A 26,552-nucleotide genomic window follows, 5' to 3' on the forward strand; every position below is an offset into this window, starting at 1 on the left:
AACGATAGAAATCGCCAAGAAGTTCAAGCTGATAAGGACTAAAGGTCATGTCACTCTTTTTCATCTTTTATTCATTTTAGTTGATACTTATAGTAGTCAACCAAATCCAGGGTAAGACAGTATGAGATTAAAATATTTTTTTTATTTCTGAAGAGAGGCGGGGAAATAAAGAAAAATCCCGTTTGTCGGATGTGAAAAGGTGCTATATTGCTCCATGTAAGCACTATATTTTTTCTGTTGAAGTACTTTGGTATATGCTTTATTGATAGGTATTTATCAGTGTTGAAACATTCGGAAACGCTATATTTTAATTATAATCCGAAGTGGCGCTTGCTATTCCTCACTACATTTGCCATATGATTATTAACTAATTCATTTATATCATGAAGAACATGAAAATATTAACTACGGCAGTACTCTGTCTGTTACTCTCTTTTTCTATGGGTGCAACGGCAATGGCAGAAAGTATCACTTCTCCTGACGGACAATTAAAACTGGATTTTTCGGTCAATGTTCAGGGAGAACCGGTATACGAACTTACTTATAAAGGAAAGGGAGTGATTAAACCATCAAAGTTGGGACTTGAGTTGAAGAATGATCCGGGACTGATGAATGGGTTTGCGTGCATCGATACAAAAACTTCCACCTTCGACGAAACTTGGGAGCCGGTGTGGGGAGAAGTGAAATCCATTCGCAATCATTATAATGAAATGGCTGTCACACTGAATCAGAAGGCGCAGGACCGGAATATGATCATCCGTTTCCGGCTTTACAATGATGGATTAGGTTTCCGCTATGAATTTCCGCAGCAGAAGAATCTGAATTATTTTGTTATTAAGGAAGAACATTCGCAGTTTGCCATGACGGGTGACCATACTGCCTTTTGGATTCCGGGAGATTATGATACCCAGGAATATGATTACACAGAATCCAGACTAACAGAAATCCGTGGACTGATGAAAGGGGCTATTACCGACAATGCTTCTCAAACGTCTTTTTCACCAACAGGCGTGCAGACATCTCTGCAAATGAAAACAGCCGACGGTCTGTATATTAACCTGCACGAAGCCGCTTTGGTAGATTATTCCTGCATGCATCTCAATCTTGATGACAAAAAACTGATTTTTGAATCATGGCTGACACCGGATGCAATGGGAGATAAAGGTTATATGCAGACACCCTGTCAGTCTCCGTGGCGTACGGTGATTGTGAGCGATGATGCACGCGATATCCTTGCTTCCAAACTGACCTTGAATCTGAACGAACCATGTGCTTATCAAGATGTTTCTTGGATTAAACCGGTGAAGTATATCGGTGTGTGGTGGGAGATGATTACCGGAAAAAGCAGTTGGGCATATACAGATGATGTTTATTCCGTCAAACTCGGACAGACGGATTACTCAAAGACAAGCCCTAACGGACGTCATGCTGCCAACAATGACAAAGTAAAACGTTATATCGACTTTGCAGCACAGCATGGTTTCGATCAGGTATTGGTAGAAGGCTGGAATGAAGGCTGGGAAGATTGGTTCGGCAAATCAAAAGATTATGTGTTTGATTTCGTCACTCCCTATCCGGATTTCGACGTGAAGATGCTGAACGCATATGCCAAAGAGAAAGGGGTGAAGCTGATGATGCATCATGAAACATCTGCCTCCGTGCGTAACTACGAACGCCATCTGGATACAGCCTACCAATTTATGGTTGACAACGGATATAATGCCGTGAAAAGTGGTTATGTTGGCAATATCATTCCTCGGGGCGAACATCACTATGGACAATGGATGAACAACCATTATCTATATGCCGTGACGAAAGCCGCCGATTATAAAATCTGTGTGAATGCGCACGAAGCTGTACGTCCTACTGGATTATGCCGTACTTATCCCAACCTGATCGGCAATGAATCGGCACGGGGGACGGAATATGAAGCTTTTGCCGGTAATAAACCTTTTCATACTACTTTGCTTCCATTCACTCGGCAGATCGGCGGCCCGATGGATTATACACCGGGTATCTTCGACACGAGAATTTCTTTTCTGGATGGGAAGCATAGCGTTGTACGTACTACTCTGGCGAAACAACTGGCTCTTTACGTAACAATGTACAGTCCTTTGCAGATGGCTGCCGATTTGCCGGAAAGTTATGAGCGTTATCCGGATGCTTTCCAGTTTATTAAAGATGTAGCCTTGGACTGGGATGACAGCAAATATCTGGAAGCCGAACCGGGGGATTATATTACAGTAGCCCGCAAAGCAAAAGGAACCAATCATTGGTTTGTTGGCGGTATTACTGACGAAAACTCCCGTACTGCCGCGTTTACTCTTGATTTTCTGGAACCGGATAAAGAGTATGTGGCTACCCTGTATGCCGACGGAAAAGAGGCTGACTACGAAAAGAATCCGACTTCCTATCAGATAAAGAAAGGGATCGTTACGAATAAAACAAAGATGTCCGTCAAGCTGGCACGCAGCGGTGGTTTTGCATTGAGTCTTATCGAAGCAGCTCCATCCGACCGGAAATCAATTAAGAAATGGAAATGAGACGCGACTAAAACGATTGTTCAATCTTCTTTGTATTTTTAATAAAATTTAGAAGTACTCCGCAAAGAAAATTAAAACTTTGCGGAGTGCTTTTTTTATCGGATGGATTCTTTTTTGTACTTTTGCGCCATCTTTTTTTAAACATTATCAATAAAGAGAACAACATGGGAGGTTTTTTCGGAACAGTCTCGAAATCGAGTTGCGTGACTGATTTATTCTATGGTACAGATTATAACTCACATCTGGGTACAAAGCGGGGCGGACTCGCGACTTATAGTCAGGAGAAAGGATTTATTCGCTCCATTCACAATCTGGAAAGTACATATTTCCGATCCAAGTTTGAAGGAGAGCTTGATAAATTTAAAGGCAATGCCGGCATAGGCATTATCAGCGACACAGATGCACAACCCATTATCATCAATTCCCACCTCGGCCGCTTCGCCATCGTCACAGTCGCTAAAATATCGAATATCCAGGAACTGGAAGAAGACCTTCTCAACCAAAATATGCACTTCGCCGAACTTAGTTCGAGCAACACCAATCAAACGGAACTCATCGCACTGCTTATCATACAAGGAAGAACCTTCACCGAAGGTATCGAGAACGTATTCAAACATATCAAGGGTTCTTGTTCTCTGCTGATTCTGACAGAGGATGGCAGTATTATCGCGGCTCGTGACCAATGGGGACGTACTCCGGTGGTGATCGGCAAGAAAGATGGTGCGTATGCCGCTACCAGCGAGTCATCCAGTTTCCCGAATCTGGATTATGAAATCGAAAAGTATCTGGGACCGGGGGAAATAGTACGCATGTATCCCGATCATATCGAGCAGCTTCGCCAACCGAATGAAGGAATGCAGATTTGTTCTTTCCTTTGGGTGTATTATGGTTTCCCGACCTCTTGTTATGAGGGCAAAAATGTAGAGGAAGTCCGTTTCACCAGTGGAATGAAGATGGGACAGAAGGACGAATCGGAAGTGGATTGTGCCTGTGGTATCCCTGATTCGGGAGTAGGTATGGCGTTGGGTTATGCGGAAGGTAAAGGAGTTCCTTATCATCGTGCCATTTCAAAATATACACCGACATGGCCTCGTAGCTTCACACCCAGCAATCAGGAAATGCGTTCGCTGGTTGCAAAGATGAAGCTAATTCCGAATCGTGCCATGCTTCAGGGAAAGCGTCTGCTGTTTTGTGATGATTCGATTGTGCGTGGAACACAGTTGCGTGATAATGTGAAGATTCTATATGATTATGGAGCGAAAGAGGTACATATGCGTATCGCTTGCCCTCCGTTGATCTATGCCTGTCCGTTTGTGGGTTTCTCGGCTTCTAAGAATGCTTTGGAGTTGATTACTCGTCGTATTATTAAAGAACTGGAAGGCGATGAGAATAAGAATCTGGAGAAATACGCCACTACGGGGTCTCCCGAATACGAGAAAATGGTTAGTATCATAGCCGAGCGTTTCGGACTGACTTCATTGAAATTCAACACGCTTGAGACTTTGATTGAAGCTATCGGGCTGCCGAAATGTAAAGTGTGTACGCATTGTTTTGATGGTAGCAGTCACTTTTAAGTAATATACTGAGAAAAAAGAGCCGTGAATTGTTTGTCAATTCACGGCTCTTTTTTTACCTTTACGGCACTATAAACTATCAAAATGTAAATTGCAAATCATTAAATCGTAAAATAGATATGACTTTAGTAGACAGATTTTTGAAGTATGTGAGCTTTGATACACAGTCGGATGAATCAACAGGGCTTACTCCCAGTACTCCGAAACAGATGGTATTCGCTGAATATCTGAAGACTGAACTGGAATCTTTGGGGTTGGAAGATATTACTTTGGATGAACATGGCTATCTTTTTGCCACGCTTCCTGCTAATATAGATAAAAAAGTACCCACTATCGGGTTTATCGCTCATATGGATACAAGTCCCGATATGACAGGAAAAGATGTAACTCCACGTATTGTAAAAGGCTACGATGGGACGGATATAGTGCTTTGTGCCGAAGAAAATATCATTCTTTCTCCTGCACAATTTCCGGAACTGCTCGATCATAAAGGAGAGGATTTGATTGTAACAAACGGCAAGACGCTGCTTGGTGCGGATGATAAAGCGGGAATTGCCGAGATCGTATCAGCAATCGTTTATCTGAAAGAACATCCCGAAATCAAACATGGAAAGATTCGTATCGGTTTCAATCCGGATGAGGAAATCGGTGAAGGTGCGCATAAGTTCGATGTCGGGAAGTTTGGCTGCGAATGGGCGTATACGATGGATGGTGGTGAAGTAGGGGAACTGGAGTTTGAAAATTTCAATGCTGCCGCTGCAAAGATTACTTTTAAAGGACGTAATGTACACCCCGGATATGCAAAGAATAAGATGATAAACTCGATTCGTGTCGCTAATCAGTTTATCGCAATGTTGCCATCGATGGAAACACCGGAGCAGACTGAAGGGTATGAAGGATTCTATCATCTGATCAGTATTCAGGGAGATGTGGAGCAAAGTACAGTGTCTTATATCATTCGCGACCATGACCGTGCTAAGTTTGAGAAACGTAAGGAAGAAATAAAACGTCTGGTTGCGGAGATCAACACCGAATATGGAGAAGGTACGGCGTCACTAGAGTTACGTGACCAATACTATAATATGCGTGAGAAAATAGAACCGGTGATGCATATCATCGACACAGCTTTTGCAGCCATGGAGGCGGTAGGAGTGAAGCCGAATGTGAAGCCGATTCGTGGCGGTACGGATGGAGCGCAGCTATCATTCAAAGGTTTACCCTGCCCGAATATTTTTGCCGGCGGTCTTAATTTCCACGGACGTTATGAGTTTGTTCCTATTCAGAATATGGAGAAGGCAATGAACGTCATTGTGAAGATTGCCGAACTAGTAGCTTCTAAGTGATTACATTCCACGAATATCAATTTATTACTTAAAACTTAATACACAAAAAATGAAAACCACTCCGTTTACAGAGAAACACATTGCATTAGGTGCTAAAATGCACGAATTTGCAGGCTATAATATGCCTATCGAGTACTCTGGAATTATTGATGAACATCTGACTGTTTGTAATGCAGTCGGGGTATTTGATGTATCCCATATGGGAGAATTCTGGGTGAAAGGGCCGCAAGCGTTAGCCTTTCTTCAGAAGGTGACTTCCAATAATGTGGCGGCACTTGTTCCCGGTAAGATACAATATACCTGCTTCCCTAATGAAGAAGGGGGAATTGTAGATGACTTGCTGGTATATTGCTATGAGCCGGAAAAATATCTGCTGGTAGTGAATGCGGCCAATATAGAAAAGGATTGGGACTGGTGTGTTTCTCATAATACGGAGGGGGCGGAACTGGAGAATTCTTCCGATAATATGGCGCAGCTTGCTGTTCAGGGTCCGAAGGCTATTCTTGCTTTGCAGAAGTTGACGGATATCGATCTGTCGGCTATTCCTTATTATACATTTACCGTTGGCCGGTTTGCGGGAAAAGAGAATGTGATTATCTCCAATACCGGATACACCGGTGCCGGAGGTTTTGAACTTTATTTCTATCCGGATGCTGCCGAGGCGGTATGGAAAGCTGTATTTGAGGCGGGGGAAGAATTCGGTATCAAGCCGGTGGGACTGGGTGCCCGTGATACGCTTCGTTTGGAAATGGGCTTCTGTCTGTATGGCAATGATCTGGATGATAAGACTTCACCGATCGAAGCTGGATTGGGATGGATCACTAAGTTTGTGGAGGGTAAGGAGTTCATTAACCGTCCGATGCTGGAAAAGCAGAAGGCAGAAGGAACTACCCGCAAACTAGTTGGGTTTGAAATGATTGACCGAGGCATTCCTCGTCATGGCTATGAACTCGTGAATGAGGAAGGGGAAGGTATAGGCGTGGTGACTTCCGGAACAATGTCTCCCACTCGCAAGATTGGTATTGGTATGGGATATGTGAAACCGGAATATGCCAAAGTTGGCACGGAAATTTGTATTGATATGCGTGGACGTAAATTGAAGGCAATAGTGGTGAAGCCACCTTTTAGAAAATAAATCTTGAGTTTATAAAATTTTTAGCCCCGGATAGGTTTTGATACTATCCGGGGCTAAATTATTTTATGATGGTTGATGTGAAACATATCCGTGAATCTGTTGTTTATACGATAGATTTATTTTAATTTTGTCACCAAATACGATGAAACAATGTCTCAATTACCTACACTCATTGCCGATCTTGCGCTGATATTGATCTGTGCCGGCGTTATGACTTTGTTGTTTAAGAAGTTAAAGCAACCTTTGGTGTTGGGATATGTGGTTGCCGGTTTTCTGGCAAGTCCACACATGCCTTATACACCATCAGTAATGGATACCGCCAACATTAAGACATGGGCGGATATTGGTGTTATCTTCTTGTTGTTTGCTCTTGGTCTGGAGTTCAGTTTTAAGAAAATCGTAAAAGTCGGAGGTTCTGCTATCATCGCTGCCTGCACCATCATCTTTTGTATGATATTGCTGGGGATAGGTGTCGGTATGGGATTCGGCTGGCATCGGATGGACAGTCTGTTTCTAGGTGGTATGATTGCGATGTCTTCTACCACTATTATTTATAAGGCGTTCGATGACTTGGGACTGAGGAAGAAGCAGTTCACCGGGCTTGTACTGAGTATTCTGATTTTGGAGGATATACTGGCTATTGTATTGATGGTAATGCTTTCTACGATGGCGGTAAGTCATAACTTTGAAGGTACCGAGATGCTGGAGAGTATTGGGAAACTGCTGTTCTTTCTTATTTTGTGGTTTGTAGTAGGTATCTATCTGATTCCGGAGTTTTTGAAGCGTTGCAGGAAACTGATGGGAGAGGAAACTCTGCTTATCGTATCATTGGCACTGTGTTTCGGTATGGTAGTGATGGCAGCCAATACAGGGTTCTCTGCTGCATTCGGTGCGTTTATCATGGGATCTATTCTGGCAGAAACAATCGAAGCGGAATCTATCGACCGGTTGGTGAAGCCGGTGAAAGATCTTTTTGGCGCAATTTTCTTTGTATCGGTGGGGATGATGGTCGATCCTGCGATGATTATTGAATATGCAATACCTATCATTGTGATTACGATAGCAGTTATTTTGGGGCAGGCTACCTTCGGAACATTCGGCGTGATTCTTTCCGGCAAACCCTTGAAGACGGCTATGCAGTGTGGTTTCAGTTTGACTCAGATTGGTGAATTTGCGTTTATTATAGCTTCATTGGGTGTATCTCTGCACGTGACGAGCGATTTCTTATATCCGATAGTGGTAGCAGTTTCTGTGATAACCACTTTCCTGACTCCTTATATGATTCGTCTGGCTGAACCGGCTTCTTCTTTTGTGGATGCTCATTTACCCGCTTCCTGGCGAAAGTTCTTAATGCGTTATTCTTCGGGCTCGCAAACAGCACTTAATCATGAGAATTTGTGGAAGAAGCTGTTGCTGGCAATGGTACGCATAACTGTGGTATATTCAATAGTCAGTATATCCATTATTGCACTGTCTTTCCGTTTTGTCGTCCCATTCTTTAAGGAGAACCTGCCTCATTTCTGGGCGTCATTATTGGGGGCTGTCTTTATTATCCTTTGCATTTCGCCTTTCCTGCGTGCTATCATGGTGAAGAAAAACCATTCGGTGGAATTTATGACCCTGTGGCATGATAACCGTGCCAATCGTGCACCATTGGTGTCTACTATTGTCATACGTATTATGATTGCGGCGTTATTTGTTATTTTTGTGATATCGGGATTGTTTAAGGCATCTATTGGATTGATTATTGGAGTAGCTGTGCTTGCAGTCCTGTTGATGGTATGGTCGCGTCGTTTGAAAAAGCAATCTATATTGATAGAACGGCGTTTCTTTCAAAATCTGCGTTCCAGGGAGGTGCGTGCGGAATATTTGGGAGAGAAGAAACCCGAATATGCCGGACGTCTGTTATCGCATGATCTGCATTTGGCGGATTTGGAGATTCCGGGGGAATCCACTTGGGCGGGAAAAACGTTGATGGAACTAAATCTGGGAAAGAAATATGGCATTCATATCGCTTCTATCCTGCGAGGGAAGAGAAGGATTAATATTCCCGGTGGCTCGGTGCGTCTTTTTCCTATGGACAAGATACAGGTAATAGGAACGGACGAACAATTGAATGTATTTAGCAGTGCCATGCAAAGTGGTGCGAAGATAGACTGGGAGATGTATGAGAAGGGAGAGATGACTTTGAAGCAGTTCATTATTGATGCAGACTCCGTTTTTCTGGGTAAAACAATCCGTGAATCGGGTATACGGGATAAGTATCATTGTATGATAGCCGGTGTGGAACGGGAAGATGGCACTCTGATGGTGCCGGATGTAAATGCACCGTTCGAAGAGGGGGATGTAGTGTGGGTTGTTGGTGAAAAAGAGAACGTGTACCAATTAGTCGATCAAAAAAACGAAAAAATACAGGTGAAATAAAAGCAGAACGACTATTTTTGCTTTGTCAAAACATAAAAATAAGAATATCATGAAGAGTGATCCAAAAGAATGTCTGTATTGCCAGAACAATGAAACGTTGCATAATCTGATGATTGAGGTTGCGCAGCTTAGTGTATCACGTGTGTTTTTGTTTAAAGAGCAAACTTATCGGGGGCGTTGCCTCGTTGCTTACAAGGATCACGTAAATGATTTGAACGAATTGAGCGATGAAGACCGTAATGCATTTATGGCTGATGTGGCACGTGTTACCCGTGCAATGCAGAAAGCTTTCCAGCCGGAAAAGATCAACTATGGTGCTTACTCAGATAAATTATCTCATTTGCATTTCCATCTGGCTCCGAAATATGTAGACGGACCTGATTATGGCGGTGTATTTCAGATGAATCCGGGAAAAGTTTATTTGACCGATGCTGAATATCAGGAGCTAATTGATGCTGTGAAAGCAAATCTGTAATCAACAGTTGGTAAAATAATAAACGGTGAATAAACTTGTAACTTCATGCTATAAGTTTATTCACCGTTCATTATTTACTTATCTTCGTCGAAATCAAAGTCGAAATCAAAATCATCCATAAATTCCGGAGCTGTGAATTCCTCCAGACTTCTGCGGTCTTTTTTGGTTGGACGTCCGGTTCCCCGTGCGCGATCAATGAATCCGCTGATTTTACTCATTTCCAATAGTTCGTATTGGTCGGGAGTGGTAACGTTTTCCATTACATCGGGTACAAGCTTTGCGCCTACTCGCTTCTCAATAGCTTGCAACACTTTGAATGAATAGGTAATAGGCGGCTTCTTAACTTGAACTACATCACCCGGCTTTATCATGCGAGATGCCTTTACGTATGCTCCGTTGATAGTGACACGGTTCATCTTGCAGGCTTCGGCGGCAATTGTGCGTGTCTTGAAAATACGAACAGCCCACATCCATTTATCTATTCTTGCTTCTGCCATATATTGATAATTTATTAATTAACAGTGTACCATGTGTCATGGTGGAGTACTTAATGACCGTTTGCATATATACGCTGTGAAATAGTCAATTGTACATACTCCTATTTCTTATTGAACTGGTTCATGGTAATATCAATACCTGCCAGACAGAAACTTTTAATGATTTCTCCGGCTGTTTCCAGTCTTTCATCCATTGTCTTGCGATCTTCGTCAGTAAAGTGTCCGAGTACATAATCAATCTGTCCGCCTTTGGGGAAGTCATTTCCGATACCAAAGCGTAAACGGGCATAGTTCTGAGTTCCTAAAATGGCTGCTATGTGCTTCAGACCATTATGTCCGGCATCACTTCCTTTTCCTTTCAGACGCAGAGTGCCGAAGGGGAGAGCCAGATCGTCTACTACTATTAACACATTTTCCAAAGGGATGTTTTCTTTTTGCATCCAGTAGCGAACGGCCAGTCCGCTCAGGTTCATGAAAGTTGACGGTTTGAGCAGGATTAACTGGCGTCCTTTGATCGAAAAACTAGTGGTAAATCCGTAGCGTCCGTCAATAAAGGGAGGAGCATTGTTGATTCTTGCCAATGCCTCTACTGTCATGAAACCAATATTATGCCGGGTTTCATGATATTCGGGTCCAATGTTTCCTAGTCCGACAATTAGATATTTAATCATTGTTTTTTCGTAAAAAACAGTTCGTGAATATAAAAAGAGAAACGCAAATTAACGCAAACTAATGCAGACTGAACATCTGCTTTAATCTGCATTAATCTGCGTTTTGCTATATCTCTTTACAGGGATAATCTCAAATTACTTTCCAGCGGCTGCTGCTGCACCTCTTGCTGCACGAGTCAACTTAACAGCACATACAACTGCTTCTTTAGCGCTGATCAGTTCAAGACCTTCGAAGCTCAGTTCGCCAACTTTAACAGTCTTACCCAATCCCAGGTGAGATACGTTAACAATCAGTTTTTCAGGAATTACATTGTACAGAGCTTTCACTTTGATCTTACGCATCTGCAATGCAAGCTTACCACCGGCTTTCACACCTTCTGCAAGACCTTCCAACTGTACCGGAACTTCCATAACGATAGGTTTAGCTTCGTCAATCTGATAGAAGTCAACATGAAGAATGTTGTCTTTTACCGGGTGGAATTGAATATCTTTCAAGATAGCGTTTACTTTTTTGCCATCGATATCCAGATCTACTACGTAAATGTGCGGAGTATAAACCAAGTTACGAAGACCTTCGTTAGTCACTGTAAAGTGAACAACTTCACCGGCTCCGTAAAGTACACAAGGTACACCACCGTTCTTACGAATTTCTTTCAAAGCTCTTGCTTGTTCCGAAGAGCGTTCTGCAATAGTTCTTGCAGTTCCTTTTACTTCAATTGATTTCATTTCTTAAAAAATTGTGTTACTCTAAATTAAGTTATTTTGCTTAATTCACCATTACACGATGTGGATTATCACATGATGTTGCAAAAAAGCGGTGCAAAAGTACTGTTTTTTTTTGAAATATCAAAGAGTAACCTCTTTAAAAGTCAATATCAATCTTAATTTCGTTTTCCAGCTTGTCCTCTTGTGCTTCTTCGGCAAGAGCTTCCTGTTCTCTTTTTATATCAGCTTCTTCGTTCAGGCGGCTGATATAATCGTTCATGTCACTGTGGTTAATAAAACTGATGGCTTCTGTCAATCCTGCCATAAATTTCTGAAAATCCTCCTTATATAAGAAGATTTTATGCTTTTCGAAGCTAACTTGAGAGTCATCTCCTTCTCCCATCACCACTTTCTTACTCTCCGTAATAGCTAAAAACATTTCATCTTTACGGTTCTTCTTCACATCGAGGTAATAGATGCGTTTACCTGCTTTGATGGACTTGGAGAAAACGATCTCCTTATCATTCATGTCTGCGTTCATTTTCTTTTTAAAATCTTCCATATCATTGGGTCCGTTAATAATCGGCCTCAAAATTGGATATTTTTTTTAAACTGTCAAAAGAAAAAGCGCAGAGAATCAAATACTGCATTAAAAAATGTGATTTATTTGTGGAAACTCATTAAAAATATCTACTTTTGCAGTTCGATAATAACAGTATTAATTTGAATTATGATCAACAGAGTTCTTATTCGTCTTAAGATTATACAAATAGTGTATGCCTATTACCAAAATGGCAGCAAAAATCTAGACTCAGCGGAGAAAGAGTTATTCTTCAGCCTTTCAAAGGCGTATGACCTTTATAATTATTTGTTAATGCTGATGATGGCATTAACAGAGTATGCACAAAAACGCATTGATGCGGCAAAAGCAAAACTGGCTCCTACTAAAGAAGAGTTGTATCCCAACACAAAGTTTGTGGATAATAAGTTTGTTGCACAGTTGGAGGTGAACAAGCAACTGACCGAGTTTATATCTAATCAGAAGAGAACTTGGGCAAATGATCAGGATTTCGTCAAAGAGCTTTATGAGAAAATAGTAGAAAGCGATATTTATAAAGATTATATGGCTTCCGGTGACAATTCATATGAAGCTGACCGCGAATTGTGGAGAAAACTCTATAAAACATATATCTTTAATAATGATTCTCTTGATCAGGTGCTGGAAGACCAGAGTCTGTATTGGAATGACGATAAAGAGATTGTAGATACCTTTGTCTTGAAAACGATTAAGCGTTTTGAAGAAAAGAACGGAGCAAATCAGGAATTACTTCCCGAATTCAAGGATGACGAAGATCAGGAATTTGCACGCCGCTTGTTCCGTCGTACAATTCTGAATGCTGACTATTACCGTCATCTTGTGAGCGAGAATACGAAGAACTGGGATTTGGATCGTATCGCATTTATGGATATTATCATTATGCAGACTGCTTTAGCTGAAATTTTAAGTTTCCCGAACATTCCGGTAAGTGTTTCGTTAAATGAATATGTAGAAATTGCGAAGTTGTATAGCACTGCCAAGAGCGGTAGCTTTATCAACGGAACGCTGGATGGAATAGTTAATCAATTGAAAAAAGAAGGTAAGTTGACTAAAAACTGATACCTTTGTCCATATAGTAGAAACTAAAACTTGATTATTTATGAACTTATTGACTGTATTATTGCAAGCTCCCGCAGCGGGAGGTGGAAGTATGATGTGGATCATGCTGATAGCTATGTTTGTTATCATGTATTTCTTTATGATTCGCCCTCAAAATAAGAAGCAGAAAGAAATTGCTAATTTCCGTAAATCTCTTCAGGTAAACCAGTCGGTAATTACTGCAGGTGGTATCCATGGTACAATCAAAGAGATTACTGATGATTATATAGTACTTGAAATCGCTTCTAACGTGAAGATTAAAATAGATAAGAATTCTATTTTTGCTGATGCTTCGGCTGCCGGCAATCAGTCTAAATAATCTTTAGTAAACAAATACCCTATGCTTGATCGTAGGAAATTAAGATATACATATTTAAGACTATCCAAGAGAATTAAGGATTTCCTGCTTAGTGATAAAAGCAGGGAGTTCTTAATTTTTTTATTTTTTTTCCTGATAGCCAGTGGATTCTGGCTGATTCAGACTCTTAATAATGACTATGAAGCGGAATTCTCTATCCCGGTGAGGATGAAGGATGTCCCTAATAATATTGTGCTCACTTCGGAACCTCCTTCCGAACTTCGCGTCCGGGTAAAAGATAAAGGAACAGTGCTTCTCAATTATATGTTGGGGAAGAGTTTCTTTCCGGTAAATCTGAGTTTCCCTGACTATAAAGGGCAAAATAATCACGTGAAAATCTTTGCCTCTGAGTTTGAAAAGAAGATACTCAGTCAATTGAATGCTTCTTCTAAGATACTTTCAATAAAACCTGATACGTTAGATTATATCTATTCGACAGGCAAGTCCAAATTAGTACCCGTTCATTTTCAAGGAAAAGTGACTGCAGGGCTTCAATATTATGTTTCTGATACCATTTGCAGTCCGGATTCCGTATTGGTATATGCTCCGGCCGGAATTTTGGATACTATAACAACCGCTTATACTCAAGAGGTAAATCTTGAAAATATATCGGATACGATTCGGCAACGGGTTGCCTTGGATAATAAAAAAGGAGTGAAGTTTGTTCCCGCCTCGGTTGAACTGACTTTCCCTGTTGATATTTATACTGAGAAAACCGTGGAGGTGCCGTTACGTGGGATTAACTTCCCGGCAGATAAAGTGCTCCGTGCTTTTCCATCGAAGGTTCAAATTACTTTTCAAGTGGGTTTAAAGCGTTTTCGTAGCATTAAAGCCAGTGATTTTGTGATAAATGTTTCTTATGAGGAACTGCTAAAATTAGGATCGGATAAATATACGGTGAAGTTGAAGTCGGCTCCCCGTGGAATCAATCAAATCCGTATTGTACCCGAGCAAGTTGATTTTCTGATAGAACAAGTTTCTTCCGATGGCTATTAAAATAGGTATTACCGGCGGTATCGGTAGTGGAAAAAGTGTAGTTTCCAGATTGCTGGAGATTATGGGAATCCCCGTTTATATTTCCGATATTGAGGCGAAGCGTATCACTCATACGAATGACGTGATACGCCGGGAACTTTGCGCCTTGGTCGGACAAGATGTTTTCCTGAATGGAGAATTGAATCGTCCTTTATTAGCATCTTATATATTTGGAAGCCCCGAACATGCGAAAAAAGTGAATGCTGTCATTCATCCGCAGGTGAAAGAAGACTTCAGGCGATGGGTGAAAGGGAAAGGTGATATAGCTATGGTCGGTATGGAATCTGCCATCCTTCTGGAAGCAGGCTTTAAGCAGGAAGTAGACTTTGTAGTAATGGTATATGCACCGTTGGAGGTGAGAGTGGAACGAGCAATTAGGCGTGACCATTCTTCAAGGGAGTTGATAATGAAACGTATCGAAGCGCAAATGAGCGATGAGGTAAAGCGGAGTCATGCTGATTTTGTAATCGTGAATGATGATGAAACCCCTTTAATTCCGCAGGTTTTGAAGTTTATTTCTTTGCTATCTAAAAATAATCATTACCTTTGCTCCGCAAAAAAATAATTAATAAATAAAAGAATATATACTATGTTGAAGACTATCCTGTCTATCTCCGGTAAACCGGGATTGTACAAACTAATTTCGCAAGGAAAAAATATGTTGATTGTTGAATCAATCAGTGCAGATAAAAAACGTTTCCCCGCTTATGGTAATGAGAAAATTATCTCTTTGGCAGATATAGCAATGTATACAGATGATGCTGAAGTACCTTTGTATGATGTGCTGGAAGCTATGAAGAAAAAAGAAAATACTGCAGTTGCCTCTATTGACCCTAAAAAAGCCACTCCGGAGCAGTTACGCGAGTATTTAGGGGAGGTATTGCCTAACTTTGATCGTGAAAGAGTATACATCGCGGATATTAAGAAATTGATTTCCTGGTATAACATCTTAATTTCGAATGGAATTACAGAATTTAAATCAGAGCCGGAAGCTGAAGAAGAGGTTGCGACTGATGAAAAATAAGTCATGAAACATTGATGGCTTAGATGCATAAATGTAATAAGGAAAGCGTGATAATGTTACAAGTTGTCACGCTTTTTTGTGTTTTTATATGTCTGCGTAATTAAAGGGTCCCCTTTAGTGTTCTTTAAGCAATCTTATGTTTGCATGAATATTTTATTGTTTATATAGTAAATAAACATAGTTTTTCTCTATCTTTGTAACTGCTAATATACGCAAAAATATGGATGTAATAACAAATAAAGAGGTAAACGTTTATCTTGATAATGAAAAAGGAACATTGTGCTTAACGGGAATGTTGGTAGGTACAATGGTATTTTTATATGATTCGCAGGGGGAGCTGAAAGAGAAACATAGATTTGCCTTGCCTTCGCTCACTTTAGAGATATCCAGAAAAGGTACTTATGTCTTAGTCATGAGCCATCCTAATTGTCAGCCGGAAGTAAGAAGAATTATATATTCAGGAATATAAAAAAGCCGATATGCTCACTTGGGAACATACCGGCTGTCCTTATAACAACTAACTATAATTTAGTTTCTGAATACTAATCCGTCTCCGTTTGAGTCAACAATGATTGCTTTGCTTCTGTCGACTTCCTGAGACAATAACTTTTTCGACAGATCGTTCAGTAAATAACGCTGGATAGCTCTTTTTACCGGACGGGCTCCAAATTCAGGATCATATCCTACCTGGGATAAGAAATTCAAAGCAGCATCTGTCATTTCCAGTTCAACTCCGTTTTCTGCAAGCATCTTTTGTACACCTTTGATTTGTAAGAGTACAATTTGTCTGATTTCAGTTTCCGTCAGCGGCAGGAACATGATTGTTTCATCAATACGATTCAGGAATTCCGGACGAATGTTTTTCTTTAGCATATTCATCACTTCCTTCTTCGTTTCTTCGATAACTTCTTCCTTATTCGAACCGCTCAGTTTCTCCATCTGACTTTGTATATAAGAACTTCCCATATTTGAAGTCATGATGATGATGGTGTTTTTGAAGTTGACTACTCTTCCTTTGTTGTCAGTGAGTCGTCCGTCATCCAGTACTTGCAACAGGATATTGAAAACATCCGGATGCGCTTTTTCGATTTCATCGAACAAAACAACTGAGTAAGGTTTCCGGCGAATGGCTTCTGTCAGCTGGCCGCCTTCATCGTATCCAACGTATCCCGGAGGTGCTCCGACCAGACGAGAAACACTATGCTTTTCTTGATACTCGCTCATATCTATGCGTGTCATCATCGATTCATCGTCAAAGAGGAATTCCGCCAATGCCTTTGCCAGTTCGGTTTTACCGACACCGGTCGTTCCGAGGAAGATAAAAGAACCGATCGGGCGTTTGGGATCCTGTAATCCGGCACGACTACGGCGTACGGCGTCTGCAACCGCTTCAATCGCTTCGTCCTGTCCAATCACTCGTTGATGGAGTTCGTCTTCCAGATGCAATAATTTATCTTTCTCACTTTGCATCATCTTGCTGACAGGGATGCCCGTCCAGCGTGAAACAACGTCAGCGATGTCTTCAGCATCCACTTCTTCTTTGATCATGGCTTTATCGCCTTGCATACCACGAAGTTTCTCCTGCGTATCTTCTATCTCTTTGTCCAGAGCCTGAAGCTTTCCGTAACGGATTTCGGCGACTTTTCCATAGTCTCCTTCACGTTCTGCTTTCTCTGCTTCGAACTTCAGATTCTCGATTTCCACTTTGTTTTGCTGGATTTTATCCATCAGCGTTTTTTCACTTTGCCATTTAGCTTTGAAGGACTTTTCAGCTTCTTTTAGTTCGGCCAGTTCTTTGCCGATAATTTCCAGTTTCGGCTTATCATTTTCACGCTTAATGGCTTCACGTTCGATTTCTAACTGTTTGATCTTACGTGAGATTTCATCCAACTCTTCCGGAACAGAATCTACTTCCATACGTAGTTTGGCTGCTGCTTCATCCATCAGGTCGATTGCTTTGTCCGGCAAGAAACGGTCAGTGATGTAACGGCTGCTCAGTTCTACAGCTGCTATGATGGCATCGTCTTTGATACGTACATGATGATGGTTCTCGTAGCGTTCTTTCAATCCACGAAGGATGGAAATGGTACTCAGAGTATCCGGTTCATCTACCTGTACAATCTGGAAACGACGTTCCAATGCTTTATCTTTCTCGAAATACTTCTGATATTCGTCGAGAGTGGTTGCACCGATCGAACGTAGTTCTCCACGTGCTAATGCCGGTTTCAGAATATTTGCAGCATCCATTGCTCCTTCGCCTTTGCCGGCGCCTACCAGTGTATGAATCTCATCAATAAACAAAATTATATCACCTTCTGATTTCTTAACCTCATTGACAACTGATTTTAGTCGTTCTTCGAATTCTCCTTTATATTTTGCTCCTGCAACCAATGCTCCCATATCGAGAGAGTAGACCTGTTTGTTTTTCAGGTTTTCGGGTACGTCTCCCCGGAGGATACGATGTGCCAATCCTTCTACAATAGCTGTCTTACCTGTACCCGGTTCACCAATCAGAATCGGATTGTTCTTAGTTCTACGGCTTAATATTTGCAGTACCCGTCGGATTTCCTCGTCACGTCCGATTACAGGATCCAGCTTGCCGCTGCGGGCGGCTTCGTTCAGATTGATAGCGTATTTCTCCAATGACTGATAGTTGTCTTCACTGGATTGAGAAGTAACTTTTTCTCCTTTTCTGAGTTCATTGATAGCATTACGCAATTCTTTTTCCGTCATTCCGGCATCTTTCAAGATGGTGGATACGGTACTTTTCACAGTTAGCAAAGCCAGCAGAATATGTTCCAATGAAACAAATTCATCTCCCATTTCTTTAGAATACTGGGTTGCCTTCTGCAATACTTCATTAGATTCTCTACTTAGGTAAGGTTCTCCTCCGGATACTTTAGGCAAAGAATCGATCTGTTTGTCAACGACTAGGGCTACCTGTTGCCCGTTCATTCCTAATTTTTGGAAGATGAAGTTAGTCACATTTTCGCCTACCTTCATTACTCCATGTAGGATATGAGCAGGTTCAATCGCCTGTTGTCCCCGACTTTGTACGAGATTTACGGCCTCCTGTACCGCTTCTTGAGATTTGATGGTAAAATTGTTAAAGTTCATATGGTTGTTCTCCTTTCTTTTTTCATGATTTTAATAACACTTGAAAGGGCTCAAAAGATTTGCCAAGTAGAAAAATATGACAAAATAGCATGATAATAAGAGAGTTAGAAGACAAAATGACGTTTTTCATCTGAATGATACTGACGAATTTGCCGCGAAATGAAGTGAATAAATAAAAGTATTGTAGTATCTTTATCCGCTGTAATCATATTATAAATAAGGTATGAATGATAAACCTCAAATAAAACTGTCTGAAACAGTAGTGTTGATTGATGCTGCTTTCTTGAATTTTGTAATTACAGATATGAAAGGTTACTTTGAAGAGACTTTGCGACGTTCTTTACAGGATATCGACCTTTCTATGTTGACCACTTATCTGACTCTGGATGCCGGAATCACGGAAGGGAAAAATGAAGTACAATTTCTTTTTGTTTACGATGAAGAGTCCGATCAGCTTGTACATTGCCATCCTTCCGATTTGGTGAAGGAGTTGAATGGAGTCGCTTTTCAGAGTCCTTATGGTGAATATTCATTTGCAAGTGTTCCTTCGGAAGGGATGGTTTCACGCGAAGATTTGTTTTTGGATTTATTGTCTATCGTTGCTGATTCGGCTGATGTGAAAAGGATGATTGTCGTTTCTTTCAATGAAGAATATGGAAAGAAAGTATCCGATGCGTTGCATGAAGTGAAAGGCAAGGAGATTATCCAGTTTCGTATGAATGAGCCTGAAGTGCAGGTAGAGTATAAGTGGGATATGTTGGCATTTCCTGTTATGCAGGCATTAGGAATCAGAGCTGAAGAACTATAGTCCTTGTGTTTAATTCTTGATTTTGAATTTTAATCCTCAAATAACTCAAATAAAAAGGTGTCCGATTTTCGTTTAAAAGTATTTCAGAGCGTAGCGAAGAATCTGAGTTTTACAAAGGCTTCGCAAGAATTGTTTGTCAGCCAGCCTGCTATCACTAAGCATATTCAGGAATTGGAGACTTATTATCAGGCTCGTTTGTTCGAACGTCAGGGAAGTAAAATCTCATTGACTGTTGCCGGTGAATTACTGCTGAAGCATAGCGAAAAGATTTTAGATGATTACAAACGGCTTGAATATGAAATGCATTTGTTGCATAACGAGTATATTGGAGAGTTGAAACTGGGAGCTAGCACAACGATTGCTCAATATGTTCTGCCCCCTTTATTGGCTCATTTTATTGCGAAGTTTCCACAAGTCAATCTTTCCGTCCTTAATGGAAACTCTCGGGGAGTGGAGGTCGCTTTGCAAGAACACCGGATTGAATTGGGATTGGTGGAAGGTATTTTTCGTTTACCTAATCTGAAATATACTTTGTTTTTGCAAGATGAACTTGTTGCGGTAGTGCATGTGAACAGTAAACTAAATATTCAGGAGGAGATAACACCTGCAGAATTACCGAATATCCCTTTGGTTTTGCGTGAAAGAGGTTCGGGGACGTTGGATGTATTTGAACGAGCCCTGTCGCAACACAATCTGAAGCTGTCTTCTTTGAATGTTCTGATGTATCTTGGTGGTACGGAGAGTATCAAGCTCTTTTTGGAACATACTGATTGTATGGGAATTGTTTCTATCCGGTCGGTGCATAAAGAACTTGTGGCCGGCACTTTACGGGTAGTTGAGATAAAAGGGATGCCAATGTTGCGCGAATTTAATTTTGTGCAGCTACAAGGGCAGGAGGGAGGATTATCTCAAGTTTTTATGCGCTTTGCGGGGCATCATAGCAAGAACTTGTAGGTGTTGCTTCTTTTCATGCGAATCATATCCCAACTGCAGGGCTACCTCATGATGTGGTGAAACTGTATCTCTTGGCAGAGCAGATAGATTTTCACTATCTACTAAAAAAATAAAAAAAGATTTAGTCTCTCATCATTTCTCAGTAAAAAGGGATAGTATTTGATCTGCAAGGAAACGAAGGTATAGCCATTGAACGTATCATTTTGCATAAAGCTTCAATGAAATAGTAAAAGAGAAAGTTTATAAAAAAGCCATTTAAATTCTCATATTTCTTCTGTATCTTTGTATAGTCGAATGTGGAAAATAACTAATACTATATATATGGGTTGTTTTATGAACTTATTGTGGTTGCTGCTTGGTGGTATCTTTACTGCAGTGGAGTACCTTATTTCAAGTCTGCTGATGATGTTTACGATCGTAGGTATTCCTTTTGGTATACAGACGTTAAAGTTAGCCGGACTTGCTTTATGGCCTTTCGGTAAAGAGGTGAGAAGTGGCAGGCGTTCGAGTGGATGTCTTTATATACTGATGAATATCCTGTGGTTATTTTTGGGTGGCATTTGGATTTGTCTGTCACATTTGGCTTTCGGAATTGTTCTGTGTATAACCATTATCGGTATTCCCTTTGGTTTGCAGCACTTTAAGTTGGCTGCGTTAGCATTATCACCATTTGGAAAGGACATCGTAGGAGCATAATGTAACAATAAGAGAAGTGACTATAACAAAAAGTTATAATAGATAATTAGAAACAATTGGTTTGTCTTGATTGTTTGCCGTACCTTTGCACCCGCAAAATTATAAAAAGATAAAAAAATGATTTCAACCGCTACAAAAACGTTGCAAACCAACAACAAGACAATTTACGTTGCAATACTTTCTACTTTAACTTTTTTCTTATTTTTAGATTATATTCCTGGTTTACAAGCATGGTCCGCATGGGTGACTCCTCCAGTAGCTTTGTTTCTCGGACTTATTTTCGCATTAACCTGCGGACAGGCACATCCCAAATTTAATAAAAAGACATCTAAATATTTGCTGCAATATTCTGTAGTAGGATTGGGATTCGGTATGAATCTTCAGTCGGCTTTGGCATCCGGTAAAGAAGGGATGGAGTTCACTGTTATTTCTGTGGTGGGCACGTTGCTCATCGGCTGGTTTATTGGTCGTAAAATATTCAAGATAGACAGAAATACTTCCTATCTGATTAGTTCGGGAACTGCTATCTGTGGTGGTAGTGCTATTGCGGCAGTAGGGCCGGTGCTGAGGGCCAAAGACAGTGAAATGTCCGTGGCATTGGGAACGATCTTTATTCTGAATGCTATTGCGCTTTTTATCTTCCCGGCTATCGGACATGCTTTGGATATGACCGAACATCAGTTTGGCACGTGGGCTGCCATTGCTATTCATGATACCAGTTCTGTGGTGGGAGCAGGTGCTGCTTATGGTGAAGAAGCACTGAAGGTTGCTACAACTATCAAGTTGACCCGTGCTCTTTGGATCATACCAATGGCATTCGCCACTTCTTTTATATTTAAAAGTAAAGGACAGAAGATAAGTATTCCTTGGTTTATTTTCTTCTTTATTCTGGCTATGATTGCGAATACATATTTACTGAATAGCGTGCCACAGTTGGGTGCTGCCATCAATGGAATTGCACGCAAGACATTAACTATTACCATGTTTTTTATAGGCGCTTCCCTTTCTTTGGATGTTCTAAGATCTGTCGGTGTCAAACCTTTGATCCAAGGCGTTTTGTTATGGGTAGTTATTAGTTTAAGTACATTAGCCTATATCTATTTCATATAAAAAGTGAAAGAAATGTCCCCTATCTGAATTCTCACAGTACAAATTCAGATAGGGGACATTTTTATGTTTAAGCTAAAAATAAGCTGTCTCATCCGATATTTTGAGACAGCTTATATTATTTATTCTTAGTTGAATCGGTTGAAACAACTTATTTTTTATTCAAGGCTTCGAAGATCAATCCTTCCAGTTCTTCAGCAAGTTCGGGATTATCTTTGATACATACCTTGGCTGCATCACGTCCTTGACCAAGTTTAGTGTCATTGTAGCTATACCATGAACCGCTCTTTTTGATGATTCCCAGTTCTGCGCCCAAATCGATGATTTCTCCGGAGTGAGAAATACCTTCACCAAACATGATATCAAATTCTGCTTTGCGGAAAGGAGGTGCTACTTTGTTCTTCACCACTTTCACCTTAGTCAGTTTACCAAGAACTTCTTCACCGTCTTTGATTGGCTGGCTACCACGGATATCTATACGTACAGAAGCATAGAACTTCAATGCGTTACCACCTGTCGTTGTTTCCGGATTACCGAACATGACGCCAATCTTTTCACGGAGCTGGTTGATAAAGATACAAGTCGTACGTGTTTTGCTGACTGTACCGGTCAATTTACGCAAAGCCTGTGACATCAGACGTGCCTGCAAACCTACCTTATTGTCACCCATGTCGCCTTCAATTTCTGCTTTCGGAGTTAATGCTGCTACGGAGTCAATAACAATAATATCAATAGCGGAAGAACGGATTAACTGTTCGGCTATTTCCAAGGCCTGCTCTCCATTGTCCGGTTGAGAAATCCAGAGATTGTCTACATCCACGCCTAATTTCGCTGCATAAAAACGGTCGAAGGCATGTTCGGCATCAATAAAAGCGGCGATACCACCGGCTTTTTGTGCTTCGGCAATGGCGTGAATAGCCAGAGTCGTTTTACCGGAAGATTCCGGACCATAGATTTCGATGATTCTTCCCCTAGGATATCCTCCTACGCCAAGTGCCACGTTTAAAGCAATGGAGCCGGTAGGAATCACTTCCACTTGTTCAACACTATCATCACCCATTTTCATGATAGAACCTTTACCGAAGTTCTTTTCTATCTTTTCCATGGTAGCCTGTAAGGCTTTCAGTTTTTCGCTTGATGCCATTTTATTATCTGTTTCAAAATTAAGTTCGTCTTTCTTTGCCATACCTTATTCTTGTAATTAATGGATTTATTGATTTAAAATCTGTGAGGCATGCTCTTTGGTTTTCACTTCTTTGGGAGTGATAATCCGTTCTATGATTCCTTCTTCATTGATCAGGAAAGTAGTGCGGAAGGTTCCCATATAGGCACGTCCATACAGCTTTTTCTCTCCCCATACACCAAATTCTTCTACCAACTTTTTGTCCGTATCGGCTATCAGCGTAAAAGGAAGATTATTCTTATCGATGAATTTTTGGTGCGACTTCTCGCTGTCTACGCTGACACCGATTACTTCGTAACCGGCTTTACGCAGTTCGGAATAGTTGTCGCGCAGACTGCATGCCTGTGCCGTGCACCCCGATGTACTGTCTTTCGGATAGAAATACAGTACTATCTTTTTTCCTTTATAAGCACTTAGGCGGATCTCTTCACCTTTTTCATTGATACCTAATACTTCCGGTGCTTTATCTCCTATATTCTTCATTCTGACTCGTTCTATTATAGTTCCAGATCTTTATCAAACACTTCATGCCAAGGCAGTCCCTGCTTATTGAGCTGTTCCATGAACGGATCCGGATTAAATTCTTCTACATTGTTTACACCCGGACGTTGCCATTCGCCTTTGAAGAACATCATGGCACCGATCATAGCCGGAACACCGGTGGTGTAGCTGACTCCCTGCATACCTGTTTCCTTGTAAGCTTCCTGATGGCTGCAGTTGTTGTAGACATAGTAAGTACGTTCTTTTCCGTCTTTGATGCCACGGATACGGCAACCGATAGAGGTTTCACCTTCATAGTTCTCACCTAAATCCTGTGGGTTAGGCAATACTGCTTTCAAGAATTGTAATGGTACGATTTTAGTTCCGTTATAATCAACTTCATCGATACGGGCCATGCCGATATTCTGAATCACGCGTAAGTGAGTCAGATATTCTTGTCCGAAAGTCATCCAGAAACGGGCACGCTTGATAGTCGGGAAATGCTTGACCAACGATTCCAGTTCTTCATGATAAAGAAGATAGGAATCACGTGGACCAATATTAGGATAAGTCAGATCTTTGTGGATTTCCAGCGGACCGGTTGTCACCCATTGACCATTCTCGTAATAACGTCCGTTCTGAGTAATTTCGCGGATATTGATTTCCGGATTAAAATTGGTGGCAAATGCTTTATGATGATTTCCTGCATTACAGTCTACGATATCCAGATATTGGATTTCGTCGAAATAATGTTTGGCTGCATAGGCTGTGTAGATTCCACTGACTCCCGGATCGAAACCGCAACCAAGAATGGCAGTCAGACCTGCTTCCTTGAAACGGTCGTGGTAAGCCCATTGCCAGCTGTATTCAAAATGAGCTTCATCTTTCGGCTCATAGTTGGCTGTATCCAGGTAGTTGACACCCGCCTTCAGACAGGCTTCCATAATGGTAAGATCCTGATAAGGAAGAGCAACGTTGATTACCATTTCCGGCTTAAAGTCATTGAATAAAGCTACCAGTTCATCTACATTATCCGCATCCACTTTGGCGGTTTTTATATTGGGATTGCCTATAGCTTTGACGATATTATCGCATTTCTCCTTTGTACGGCTGGCAATCATGATGTCTGTGAATACATCGGCATTTTGTGCCACTTTGTGTGCTACGACAGTACCAACACCGCCTGCACCGATAATAAGAACTCTACCCATTTCTTTTAATTAATAAATTATAAATCAAAAATTAAGATTTTAGAATTGTTAGCTTGGCAAATATACGTGATTATTTTCAGATAATCACCGCGTCGCTACTCCTTTTTATTTGAAACGTTGCAAGATGCCACTCTCAAATTCCAGCGTTTTTCCGTTGTAGAACCAAGTTTCGAAACGACTGTCTTTTTTTAACTGTATTTCTACAGGATCACCTATTGACAGACGACATTCGTCGGTGTTCATACCTTCTTCCAAATCACCCCGTGCGATGATTGCCCAACGTTTATCTGTGATAGCCGGATACTTCTGATGGATGTCTCCAAATCCGAAAAGGTCTTCAATATAATTCTCGTTTTTGACGATAACGTCATATTTTAGGTCAACCTCTGTTTCATAAAGTGATCCATGCCGATCCTCCAGTGAGAGGATAACCAGACTTCCCGGACCGGAGATTTTTACTTCTTTTATTTTCAAAACAGTGTAGCGAGGCAAATGTATGCGGTTTTCCATTTGCTTGTTTTCAAGGTTGAAGACTCTTTTTACAGCCAATGTCCGTTTCGGATAGACGGTCAGATCAATATATTTGTCTTTCAAGGTTTCCAGATTTCCGGACTTTTTGCTACTGAAACTGATGGCGTTGGAAAAATATCTCATTTTCTTTTCAGCTTGGAAATCGCTCACGTCCATACCGGAATTAGTGCGGGAAAGAGCTACTTCCAGATAATAGGTATGTCCCTGCGAATCCTGAAATATGATTTTCACGGGATATGCCTGACTGCCAACTCCTATGGCGGTAATGGTTGCTTCGGTGTTGACCGGAATAGACACTTCCCTATATCCGGAGTAACTATTGGCATCGTCCACCTGTGCCATATCGGACTGAACATATATCTTTCTGCCTGTCAGTAAATCTTTTGCCGTGTCTACATCTTTCAGATTAACTAATCCGTTGATATAGGCACGGGGATTCTTTTCGCAAATTTCATCCGGACGTGTATTTTTAATCTCATAATAATATTTTTCTCCGTCACATTCGAAGATGAGTCGAGTGGAATAGCTCATGTCATTTGATAGTTTTTGAGATTTTTCTTCATATCCGGCGAAAGTAAGAATCTTGTGTTTCAAAACGCTGTTATCTGCTCCTTTTTCTGTCTCATACACCGAAAGGGTGGGGAGGAACATGTCACGTCCGGATGGAATAAACATGAATTTCATTCCGGGTGTCCATTTACATAAAAGTTGCAGTGGGAAGTTCTCTTTTATGAACTGTTCTTCTTCACTTAGAGGATCCTCCTGATTGGGAATAGTAGTGACAAGATAATCATTTTGCGCTGTGATATGAGAGGTACCACAACCAAGCAGGATTAGAAATAGGACGATTGTTCTCATATTTATTTACTTTAGATGAACTATGTAATCTTATTGTTTGTTTTATAGATAATGGCAAATGTATGTATTTTATATCGCATTAGATGGTATTTCCCAATCTTTTTGATATCTTTGCCCCCGATTTTAA

The 26,552-nt window shown here is 41.0% G+C and carries 25 protein-coding genes; 16 read left to right on the top strand and 9 right to left on the bottom strand.

Annotated features, from left to right (window positions below; all coding sequences use genetic code 11):
* Window positions 1-383 precede the first annotated feature (383 nt).
* From NBH01_RS15005 to NBH01_RS15030, 6 genes are all read left to right on the top strand, one after another.
* Window positions 384-2,543: a glycoside hydrolase family 97 protein gene (locus NBH01_RS15005; protein ID WP_008764740.1), complete on the top strand. Its 2,160-nt coding sequence runs from the start codon at window positions 384-386 to the stop codon at window positions 2,541-2,543.
* Between the two features lie 164 nt (window positions 2,544-2,707).
* Window positions 2,708-4,117, top strand: a complete 1,410-nt coding sequence (locus NBH01_RS15010; RefSeq protein WP_008764741.1) for an amidophosphoribosyltransferase — start codon at window positions 2,708-2,710, stop codon at window positions 4,115-4,117.
* Between the two features lie 119 nt (window positions 4,118-4,236).
* Window positions 4,237-5,460, top strand: a complete 1,224-nt coding sequence (pepT, locus tag NBH01_RS15015) for a peptidase T (protein ID WP_195583955.1) — start codon at window positions 4,237-4,239, stop codon at window positions 5,458-5,460.
* Between the two features lie 49 nt (window positions 5,461-5,509).
* Window positions 5,510-6,595 carry a glycine cleavage system aminomethyltransferase GcvT gene (gcvT, locus tag NBH01_RS15020; protein ID WP_225657920.1) on the top strand — a complete coding sequence of 362 codons (1,086 nt, stop codon included), beginning with the start codon at window positions 5,510-5,512 and terminating at the stop codon, window positions 6,593-6,595.
* Between the two features lie 150 nt (window positions 6,596-6,745).
* On the top strand, window positions 6,746-9,019 hold the full coding sequence (locus NBH01_RS15025; protein ID WP_113748682.1) for a monovalent cation:proton antiporter family protein: 2,274 nt from the start codon (window positions 6,746-6,748) through the stop codon (window positions 9,017-9,019).
* Between the two features lie 49 nt (window positions 9,020-9,068).
* The gene (locus tag NBH01_RS15030) at window positions 9,069-9,494 is read left to right on the top strand and encodes an HIT family protein (RefSeq protein WP_022471162.1); all 426 of its coding nucleotides are present in this window, start codon (window positions 9,069-9,071) and stop codon (window positions 9,492-9,494) included.
* 74 nt (window positions 9,495-9,568) lie between these two features.
* Here NBH01_RS15030 and NBH01_RS15035 read toward each other — a convergent pair whose 3' ends face one another.
* From NBH01_RS15035 to NBH01_RS15050, 4 genes are all read right to left on the bottom strand, one after another.
* Window positions 9,569-9,991, bottom strand: a complete 423-nt coding sequence (locus NBH01_RS15035; protein WP_008760336.1) for an RNA-binding S4 domain-containing protein — start codon at window positions 9,989-9,991, stop codon at window positions 9,569-9,571.
* 101 nt (window positions 9,992-10,092) lie between these two features.
* Entirely contained in the window at window positions 10,093-10,659 is a 567-nt protein-coding gene (gene pth / locus NBH01_RS15040) for an aminoacyl-tRNA hydrolase (protein WP_032813877.1), read from the bottom strand.
* A gap of 138 nt (window positions 10,660-10,797) precedes the next feature.
* Entirely contained in the window at window positions 10,798-11,388 is a 591-nt protein-coding gene (locus NBH01_RS15045) for a 50S ribosomal protein L25/general stress protein Ctc (protein WP_055217140.1), read from the bottom strand.
* A gap of 136 nt (window positions 11,389-11,524) precedes the next feature.
* Window positions 11,525-11,929, bottom strand: a complete 405-nt coding sequence (locus tag NBH01_RS15050) for a PUR family DNA/RNA-binding protein (protein WP_008760338.1) — start codon at window positions 11,927-11,929, stop codon at window positions 11,525-11,527.
* A gap of 168 nt (window positions 11,930-12,097) precedes the next feature.
* Between NBH01_RS15050 and nusB the strand changes: the two genes are divergently transcribed.
* From nusB to NBH01_RS15080, 6 genes are all read left to right on the top strand, one after another.
* Window positions 12,098-13,024: a transcription antitermination factor NusB gene (nusB, locus tag NBH01_RS15055; RefSeq protein ID WP_008760339.1), complete on the top strand. Its 927-nt coding sequence runs from the start codon at window positions 12,098-12,100 to the stop codon at window positions 13,022-13,024.
* A gap of 40 nt (window positions 13,025-13,064) precedes the next feature.
* Window positions 13,065-13,382, top strand: coding sequence for a preprotein translocase subunit YajC (gene yajC, locus NBH01_RS15060; RefSeq protein WP_008764747.1), 318 nt, complete (start codon window positions 13,065-13,067; stop codon window positions 13,380-13,382).
* A 21-nt stretch (window positions 13,383-13,403) separates the two neighbouring features.
* The gene (locus tag NBH01_RS15065) at window positions 13,404-14,417 is read left to right on the top strand and encodes a CdaR family protein (RefSeq protein ID WP_011109340.1); all 1,014 of its coding nucleotides are present in this window, start codon (window positions 13,404-13,406) and stop codon (window positions 14,415-14,417) included.
* Window positions 14,407-15,021, top strand: a complete 615-nt coding sequence (coaE, locus tag NBH01_RS15070; RefSeq protein ID WP_225679303.1) for a dephospho-CoA kinase — start codon at window positions 14,407-14,409, stop codon at window positions 15,019-15,021. The genes NBH01_RS15065 and coaE overlap by 11 nt, the downstream gene beginning before the upstream one ends.
* Before the next feature lie 24 nt (window positions 15,022-15,045).
* Window positions 15,046-15,480, top strand: coding sequence for a DUF5606 family protein (locus tag NBH01_RS15075; protein ID WP_055217143.1), 435 nt, complete (start codon window positions 15,046-15,048; stop codon window positions 15,478-15,480).
* A gap of 220 nt (window positions 15,481-15,700) precedes the next feature.
* Window positions 15,701-15,949 (top strand): hypothetical protein, encoded by a 249-nt coding sequence (locus tag NBH01_RS15080; RefSeq protein WP_008760342.1) that lies wholly within the window; start codon window positions 15,701-15,703, stop codon window positions 15,947-15,949.
* A gap of 59 nt (window positions 15,950-16,008) precedes the next feature.
* On the opposite strand, the gene clpB is transcribed toward NBH01_RS15080, so the two are convergent.
* Window positions 16,009-18,597 (bottom strand): ATP-dependent chaperone ClpB, encoded by a 2,589-nt coding sequence (gene clpB, locus NBH01_RS15085; protein ID WP_225679305.1) that lies wholly within the window; start codon window positions 18,595-18,597, stop codon window positions 16,009-16,011.
* A 223-nt stretch (window positions 18,598-18,820) separates the two neighbouring features.
* Here clpB and NBH01_RS15090 point away from each other — a divergent pair, with 223 nt between their 5' ends.
* From NBH01_RS15090 to NBH01_RS15105, 4 genes are all read left to right on the top strand, one after another.
* Window positions 18,821-19,405 carry a DUF6621 family protein gene (locus NBH01_RS15090; RefSeq protein ID WP_016268208.1) on the top strand — a complete coding sequence of 195 codons (585 nt, stop codon included), beginning with the start codon at window positions 18,821-18,823 and terminating at the stop codon, window positions 19,403-19,405.
* Window positions 19,406-19,462: 57 nt separating this feature from the next.
* Complete coding sequence (locus tag NBH01_RS15095; RefSeq protein ID WP_008760345.1) at window positions 19,463-20,359, top strand: LysR substrate-binding domain-containing protein; 897 nt, start codon at window positions 19,463-19,465, stop codon at window positions 20,357-20,359.
* A 321-nt stretch (window positions 20,360-20,680) separates the two neighbouring features.
* Complete coding sequence (locus NBH01_RS15100) at window positions 20,681-21,055, top strand: YccF domain-containing protein (protein WP_008760346.1); 375 nt, start codon at window positions 20,681-20,683, stop codon at window positions 21,053-21,055.
* A 117-nt stretch (window positions 21,056-21,172) separates the two neighbouring features.
* On the top strand, window positions 21,173-22,165 hold the full coding sequence (locus NBH01_RS15105; protein WP_225679307.1) for a YeiH family protein: 993 nt from the start codon (window positions 21,173-21,175) through the stop codon (window positions 22,163-22,165).
* A 148-nt stretch (window positions 22,166-22,313) separates the two neighbouring features.
* Here NBH01_RS15105 and recA read toward each other — a convergent pair whose 3' ends face one another.
* From recA to NBH01_RS15125, 4 genes are all read right to left on the bottom strand, one after another.
* Window positions 22,314-23,348, bottom strand: coding sequence for a recombinase RecA (gene recA, locus NBH01_RS15110; RefSeq protein ID WP_008760348.1), 1,035 nt, complete (start codon window positions 23,346-23,348; stop codon window positions 22,314-22,316).
* 24 nt (window positions 23,349-23,372) lie between these two features.
* Window positions 23,373-23,828, bottom strand: a complete 456-nt coding sequence (bcp, locus tag NBH01_RS15115; RefSeq protein ID WP_008760349.1) for a thioredoxin-dependent thiol peroxidase — start codon at window positions 23,826-23,828, stop codon at window positions 23,373-23,375.
* A gap of 14 nt (window positions 23,829-23,842) precedes the next feature.
* Window positions 23,843-25,036, bottom strand: coding sequence for a saccharopine dehydrogenase family protein (locus NBH01_RS15120; protein ID WP_008764762.1), 1,194 nt, complete (start codon window positions 25,034-25,036; stop codon window positions 23,843-23,845).
* Between the two features lie 105 nt (window positions 25,037-25,141).
* Window positions 25,142-26,425 carry a hypothetical protein gene (locus tag NBH01_RS15125; protein WP_090611697.1) on the bottom strand — a complete coding sequence of 428 codons (1,284 nt, stop codon included), beginning with the start codon at window positions 26,423-26,425 and terminating at the stop codon, window positions 25,142-25,144.
* Window positions 26,426-26,552: the final 127 nt, after the last annotated feature.

This window comes from Bacteroides sp. B1-V-101, assembly GCF_023656585.1.
Lineage (GTDB): Bacteria > Bacteroidota > Bacteroidia > Bacteroidales > Bacteroidaceae > Bacteroides > Bacteroides thetaiotaomicron.

Bases quoted from the DNA above. Each gene is read 5' to 3' on its own strand.
- NBH01_RS15120 (WP_008764762.1), bottom strand. From the start codon at position 25,036: ATGGGTAGAGTTCTTATTATCGGTGCAGGCGGTGTTGGTACTGTCGTA.
- NBH01_RS15090 (WP_016268208.1), top strand. From the start codon at position 18,821: ATGAATGATAAACCTCAAATAAAACTGTCTGAAACAGTAGTGTTGATT.
- recA (WP_008760348.1), bottom strand. From the start codon at position 23,348: ATGGCAAAGAAAGACGAACTTAATTTTGAAACAGATAATAAAATGGCA.
- NBH01_RS15080 (WP_008760342.1), top strand. From the start codon at position 15,701: ATGGATGTAATAACAAATAAAGAGGTAAACGTTTATCTTGATAATGAA.
- clpB (WP_225679305.1), bottom strand. From the start codon at position 18,597: ATGAACTTTAACAATTTTACCATCAAATCTCAAGAAGCGGTACAGGAG.
- NBH01_RS15025 (WP_113748682.1), top strand. From the start codon at position 6,746: ATGTCTCAATTACCTACACTCATTGCCGATCTTGCGCTGATATTGATC.
- NBH01_RS15075 (WP_055217143.1), top strand. From the start codon at position 15,046: ATGTTGAAGACTATCCTGTCTATCTCCGGTAAACCGGGATTGTACAAA.
- bcp (WP_008760349.1), bottom strand. From the start codon at position 23,828: ATGAAGAATATAGGAGATAAAGCACCGGAAGTATTAGGTATCAATGAA.
- NBH01_RS15100 (WP_008760346.1), top strand. From the start codon at position 20,681: ATGGGTTGTTTTATGAACTTATTGTGGTTGCTGCTTGGTGGTATCTTT.
- nusB (WP_008760339.1), top strand. From the start codon at position 12,098: ATGATCAACAGAGTTCTTATTCGTCTTAAGATTATACAAATAGTGTAT.
- NBH01_RS15105 (WP_225679307.1), top strand. From the start codon at position 21,173: ATGATTTCAACCGCTACAAAAACGTTGCAAACCAACAACAAGACAATT.
- pepT (WP_195583955.1), top strand. From the start codon at position 4,237: ATGACTTTAGTAGACAGATTTTTGAAGTATGTGAGCTTTGATACACAG.
- gcvT (WP_225657920.1), top strand. From the start codon at position 5,510: ATGAAAACCACTCCGTTTACAGAGAAACACATTGCATTAGGTGCTAAA.
- yajC (WP_008764747.1), top strand. From the start codon at position 13,065: ATGAACTTATTGACTGTATTATTGCAAGCTCCCGCAGCGGGAGGTGGA.
- NBH01_RS15065 (WP_011109340.1), top strand. From the start codon at position 13,404: ATGCTTGATCGTAGGAAATTAAGATATACATATTTAAGACTATCCAAG.
- NBH01_RS15030 (WP_022471162.1), top strand. From the start codon at position 9,069: ATGAAGAGTGATCCAAAAGAATGTCTGTATTGCCAGAACAATGAAACG.
- NBH01_RS15050 (WP_008760338.1), bottom strand. From the start codon at position 11,929: ATGGAAGATTTTAAAAAGAAAATGAACGCAGACATGAATGATAAGGAG.
- NBH01_RS15125 (WP_090611697.1), bottom strand. From the start codon at position 26,425: ATGAGAACAATCGTCCTATTTCTAATCCTGCTTGGTTGTGGTACCTCT.
- NBH01_RS15010 (WP_008764741.1), top strand. From the start codon at position 2,708: ATGGGAGGTTTTTTCGGAACAGTCTCGAAATCGAGTTGCGTGACTGAT.
- NBH01_RS15035 (WP_008760336.1), bottom strand. From the start codon at position 9,991: ATGGCAGAAGCAAGAATAGATAAATGGATGTGGGCTGTTCGTATTTTC.
- NBH01_RS15045 (WP_055217140.1), bottom strand. From the start codon at position 11,388: ATGAAATCAATTGAAGTAAAAGGAACTGCAAGAACTATTGCAGAACGC.
- coaE (WP_225679303.1), top strand. From the start codon at position 14,407: ATGGCTATTAAAATAGGTATTACCGGCGGTATCGGTAGTGGAAAAAGT.
- NBH01_RS15005 (WP_008764740.1), top strand. From the start codon at position 384: ATGAAGAACATGAAAATATTAACTACGGCAGTACTCTGTCTGTTACTC.